This is a genomic window from Hydrogenophaga sp. (assembly GCF_011390835.1).
Taxonomy (GTDB): Bacteria; Pseudomonadota; Gammaproteobacteria; order Burkholderiales; family Burkholderiaceae_C; genus Hydrogenophaga.
The window spans coordinates 1-4,401 of the sequence record NZ_JAABRQ010000056.1 but is presented as its reverse complement, the minus strand read 5'-3'; the positions used below and the strand labels follow the sequence as shown (position 1 = coordinate 4,401).

The following is a 4,401-nucleotide window of genomic DNA, read 5'->3' as shown; positions in this document are numbered from 1 at the left end:
CGGGCCTCGTGCGCCTCGTAGTCGTCAGCTTGCAGGAACTGCACCGGGTGCGTGGCCACCACCGGCAGCCGCAACCGGGACGCCAGCTGCACCGCGGCGACCACATGGCGCTCGTCGTCCACGCGGCCGGCGCGCTGAAGCTCGAGGTAAAAGCGGTGGGTGAACAGGCTGGAGAGCTGCAGGGCGATATCGGCCGCGCGCGCCTCGTCACCCTGCATCAGCGCCTGCCCCACCGGGCCGGCCTGTGCGCCCGCCAGCAGGATCAGCCCGGCGTTGAGCTCCACCAGCCATTCGCGCTGCACCACGGCCTGCCCGCGGCCATCGTTGCGCGTCCAGGCCCTGGCCAGCAGTTCGCACAGATTGAGGTAACCCTGCCGGTCCTGCACCAGCAGCACCATCCGCGGCGCGGGCGGCTGGTGGCTGCCGGGCATGGCGCCCGGCGTCTCCACGCTGAAGCCCTGCAGCATGACCTCGGCCCCCAGCAAGGGTTTGATCCCGGTGCCTCGCGCGGCCTTATAGAACTTGACCGCGCCAAACAGATTGCTCAGGTCGGTGATGGCCAGCGCGGGCTGGGCATTGGCCGCAGCCGCGGCCACGACCTCGTCGATGCGGTTGGTGCCGTCGACGACGGAAAACTCGGAATGCAGGCGGAGGTGAACAAACATGGGTTCATTTTAGAAGCCCCGGCCCAGGCCATCAGGGTGGTGCGCTGCCGTCGTCGCGAAGAATTTTCAGCACCTCCGAGCGGAATTCCCGCGTGTACAGGATCGCGGCGACCAGGCCGGTGGCCATCACCATGGCCAGCGGCGAGAAAAACCAGGCGATGGCAGCAAACGAAAAATAATAGGCACGCAAACCGTCGTTGAAGGTCTCGGCCGCCGCGCCCACCATGGCCGCTGCGCGTTCGGCGTACTGACGCTGGTCAAATTTGCCCGAAGAGAAGTCCTGTGGCGGCGGCATGGCGCCGATCACCAGCGCCACAAAGGTGTACTGGCGCATGCACCAGGAAAAGCGGAAAAACGCGTAAACAAAAATGCCCACCAGCACCAGCACCTTGAACTCGAACACCACCAGCGTGGTGGTCTGAGCAAACGGGATCTCGCTCATGAGCTCAGCCGCCTTGTCGGTGGTGCCGAGCAGGGCAAACAGGCCACCGATCACCAGGATGGAGGTTGAGGAAAAAAACGCCGGCGTGTTCGACAGCGTCTGGGTGATGAGCCCGTCGAGCATGCGCGGATCGCGCATCGCCGCCTGACGCATCCAGTAGCCGCGGTACCGGTTGGTGGTGTGGATCAGCGAGCCCTTCTTGGCCCCCCACACCCGGGCAAACCAGGCGTAACCTGTCCACAAGGCGATGAAGCAGACCAGCGCGAGCCAGTCTGCCCAGGGAAGCATGCGGATGATTGTCATGCAGCGATGGTACTGGCCCCCTCGCGATTTGCATCTTGCAGATGCAAATCGCGGCTCCGCCGCTGCGCGGGTCGCTGCCCCAAAGGTGCGAGGACTGCCTTGGGGCAGCCCGGCGGATGGCCCTGGTGCCCACGCTCCGCTGGGGGGCGGACCGCTACAGACCGAGGCTGCTGGGCCTAGCTGTGCGTGCGATCAGCCTTTGAACTTGGTCGTCACCTCGGCCACGCGGGCGCCGAACAGGCGGGCGGTTTCCAAGTCGCCTGGCAGCATTTCGTTCGCGCCAGCGTCCGACGGGCTTTGTGCCATGGCGCCGCTGAAGGAGCCGACGTAGTTGACATCGTTGCGCTGTGCGGCTTTGCTGTTGCTAGGCATCAGACCGGTGCCGACCCATATGCCGCTGTGCTGCATGGCCAGGGTGAACAGGTAATGCAAGGTCGAGTGCTTGTCGCCGTTCATGGTGGCGCTGTTGGTGAAGCCGGCAAACACCTTGTCTTTCCACTGCTGACTGAACCAGGGCTTGCTGGACGCGTCGGCGAATTTCTTGAACTGCCAGCTCACGGTGCCCATGTAGGTCGGGCTGCCCATGATGATGGCGTCAGCGGCGGCGAGCGTCTCCCAGCCACCTTCGGGTAAGTTGCCTTCCGCATCAATCGCCAGCAGTTCTGCGCCGGCGCCATCGGCCACCGATTGCGCCATGCGCTGGGTGTGACCGTAACCCGAGTGATATACGACGACGATGTGTGCCATGTTGATGCTGTCCTAAAGAGAGGCGCTCGCGCGCGGGGTTGAAGACGACGAGGAAGAAACAAGGAAAGGGTAATCAGGCCGCGCGGCGCGCGTCCAGGCTGAAGGCGCCGGCACCAAAGGCCGTCAAAGCCAGCAGCCCCCCGACGATGCCTATGTTTTTCATGAACATCAGTTGCTGCATGAACTGCTGATCGGCCGGCATCGCCCAGAAATTGTGGAAGAACACCGAAGCCACGAGGGTGAACAGGGCCAAAACCAGCGCTACCCATCGGGTGCCCAGGCCCACGATCAGCGCCAGACCACCGAGCACCTCAACCAGGATCGCGATCGCTGCTCCCAGCGCGGGCAACGGCAGCCCGACAGAAGCGATGTAGCTAGCCGTGCCTTCGAATCCCCCGATCTTGCTGATGCCAGCGGGCAGGAACACCGCTGCGAACAGCAGACGGGACAAGAAGACGAGGGGATTTTGAAGGGCTTGCATGGTGGATCCAAACAAAAAGTTTGGAATCGAGGAACGGGGTTGAAAAGCGTTGGGGCTGATGCGTCAGGCTGCAAGATCAAAGACCAGCACCTCGGCATCAACACCTTGGCTCAGCACCAGGCGCGACTCCTGGGCGAGGGCCACGGCGTCGCCAGTGTGCAGGGTTTCCCCGTTCACATTCAGCTGGCCGCGCACCAGGTGCACATAGGCCTTGCGCGCGGGGTCGATGGTCAGCTCGGCTTGCTCGGCTCCGTCGAGCAGGCCTGCGTAGATCGCGGCATCGGCATGCAGCGTCACCGATGCTTCACGGCCATCGGGCGAGGCCACCAGCTTGAGCTGGCCGCGCTTGTCGGCCTCAGCAAACGTTTTCTGCTCGTAGCCCGGCGCGATGCCGCGCACGTTGGGCTCGATCCAGATCTGCAGAAAATGCGTGGTCTGTTGCGGCGCGTGGTTGAACTCACTGTGCTGAACGCCGCTGCCGGCGCTCATGCGCTGCACATCGCCCGGCGGAATGCCCTTGACGTTGCCCATGCTGTCCTTGTGGGCCAGATTGCCCTGCAGCACGTAGCTCACAATTTCCATGTCGCGGTGACCGTGGGTGCCAAAACCGGTACCGGGCGCGATGCGATCTTCGTTGATCACGCGCAGATTGCCCCAGCCCATCCAGCTCGGATCGTGATACTCGGCAAAAGAGAAAGAATGCTGACTCTTGAGCCAGCCGTGATCGGCATAGCCGCGGGCTTCAGAACGGCGAACTTGCATCATGGTGAGGGGTCCTTCTCCGGAGGTGGGAGTGCTGTCGTGCAGCGGCTCTCGGGCCTTAAACATGACCTGATTGTGAGTGGGCCGGGTGGTTCCAACGCTGCAGGCCTTTGATGGCATCATTCAATTTTTTTGAATTAATTTCTGCCACAAACCATGACTCATCAGAATCCCCGGAGCGCGCTGTCACCCGATAACCTGGGCCTGATCGAAGCCGTGGCCCGACTGGGCAGCATGGCGGCAGCGGCGCGCGAACTGGGCATGGTGCCCAGCGCGCTGACCTACCGGGTGCGTCAGGTGGAAGACGCTCTGGACGTGCTGCTGTTCGACCGCAGCTCGCGCCGTGCTCAGCTAACTCTAGCCGGCGCTGAGCTGCTGCGCTCGGGCCAGCACCTGCTCGACGAACTCGACGCCGTGGCACAGCGCGTCAAGCGGGTGGCCACGGGCTGGGAACCGTTGCTCACCATCGCAGCCGACGCCATCATCGCGCGCACCACCCTGTTCGAGCTGTGCGAGGCCTTCTACGCTGAAGGTGTGCCCACGCGCATCAAGCTGCGCGCCGAAACCCTCTCGGGCACCCTGGAGTCGCTGCAGCGCGGGCAGGCCGATCTGGCGCTGGGCGTTGTGCTGAAGCCAACCCAGGGCGAGTTGCAGCACGCACCTCTGGGCGAGGTGGCATTTGTGTTCGCGGTCGCGCCACACCATCCGCTGGCCGCCACCACCCACAAACTCAGCGAGAGCGAGCGCGCTCAGCACCGGGCAGTGGCGGTGTCGGACTCGACCCAGCGCGGTCAAGGGCTGTCGCACAATCTCGCGCCAGGCCAGGACTTGCTCACCGTTCCCACCATGCAGCACAAGCTCGAAGCCCAGCTGCGCGGCCTGGGCGTCGGCTTTCTGCCGCTGCCGCTGGCGCAACCCTTCATCGACGCGGGTCGGCTGGTGGTCAAGCCGGTGCAAAACCCGGATCGCGTGGTGCGTGTGCACTACGCTTGGCGCCAGAC

At 64.1% G+C, this 4,401-nt stretch carries 6 protein-coding genes; 1 reads left to right on the top strand and 5 read right to left on the bottom strand.

The genetic code is table 11. The features are described 5' to 3' along the window. The 5 genes from GPT34_RS17510 to GPT34_RS17490 all read right to left on the bottom strand — a co-directional run. The coding region (locus GPT34_RS17510) for a PHP domain-containing protein (protein ID WP_291015272.1) at nt 1-665 on the bottom strand (665 nt) is incomplete at its 3' end. Nucleotides 666-696: 31 nt separating this feature from the next. Beyond that, on the bottom strand, nt 697-1,410 hold the full coding sequence (locus GPT34_RS17505) for a DUF599 domain-containing protein (protein WP_291015270.1): 714 nt from the start codon (nt 1,408-1,410) through the stop codon (nt 697-699). A gap of 192 nt (nt 1,411-1,602) precedes the next feature. Further along, nucleotides 1,603-2,157 carry a flavodoxin family protein gene (locus GPT34_RS17500; protein WP_291015267.1) on the bottom strand — a complete coding sequence of 185 codons (555 nt, stop codon included), beginning with the start codon at nt 2,155-2,157 and terminating at the stop codon, nt 1,603-1,605. A 73-nt stretch (nt 2,158-2,230) separates the two neighbouring features. Next, nucleotides 2,231-2,638 (bottom strand): DoxX family protein, encoded by a 408-nt coding sequence (locus GPT34_RS17495; protein ID WP_291015264.1) that lies wholly within the window; start codon nt 2,636-2,638, stop codon nt 2,231-2,233. A 63-nt stretch (nt 2,639-2,701) separates the two neighbouring features. Continuing rightward, nucleotides 2,702-3,403 (bottom strand): pirin family protein, encoded by a 702-nt coding sequence (locus GPT34_RS17490; protein ID WP_291015261.1) that lies wholly within the window; start codon nt 3,401-3,403, stop codon nt 2,702-2,704. A gap of 153 nt (nt 3,404-3,556) precedes the next feature. Between GPT34_RS17490 and GPT34_RS17485 the strand changes: the two genes are divergently transcribed. Next, on the top strand, nt 3,557-4,401 hold an 845-nt coding region (locus GPT34_RS17485), incomplete at its 3' end, for a LysR family transcriptional regulator (RefSeq protein WP_291015259.1).

What these genes read in the sequence shown, in the direction of transcription:
- GPT34_RS17495 (WP_291015264.1), bottom strand. Translation starts at nt 2,638, where the DNA reads ATGCAAGCCCTTCAAAATCCCCTCGTCTTCTTGTCCCGTCTGCTGTTC.
- GPT34_RS17490 (WP_291015261.1), bottom strand. Translation starts at nt 3,403, where the DNA reads ATGATGCAAGTTCGCCGTTCTGAAGCCCGCGGCTATGCCGATCACGGC.
- GPT34_RS17505 (WP_291015270.1), bottom strand. Translation starts at nt 1,410, where the DNA reads ATGACAATCATCCGCATGCTTCCCTGGGCAGACTGGCTCGCGCTGGTC.
- GPT34_RS17500 (WP_291015267.1), bottom strand. Translation starts at nt 2,157, where the DNA reads ATGGCACACATCGTCGTCGTATATCACTCGGGTTACGGTCACACCCAG.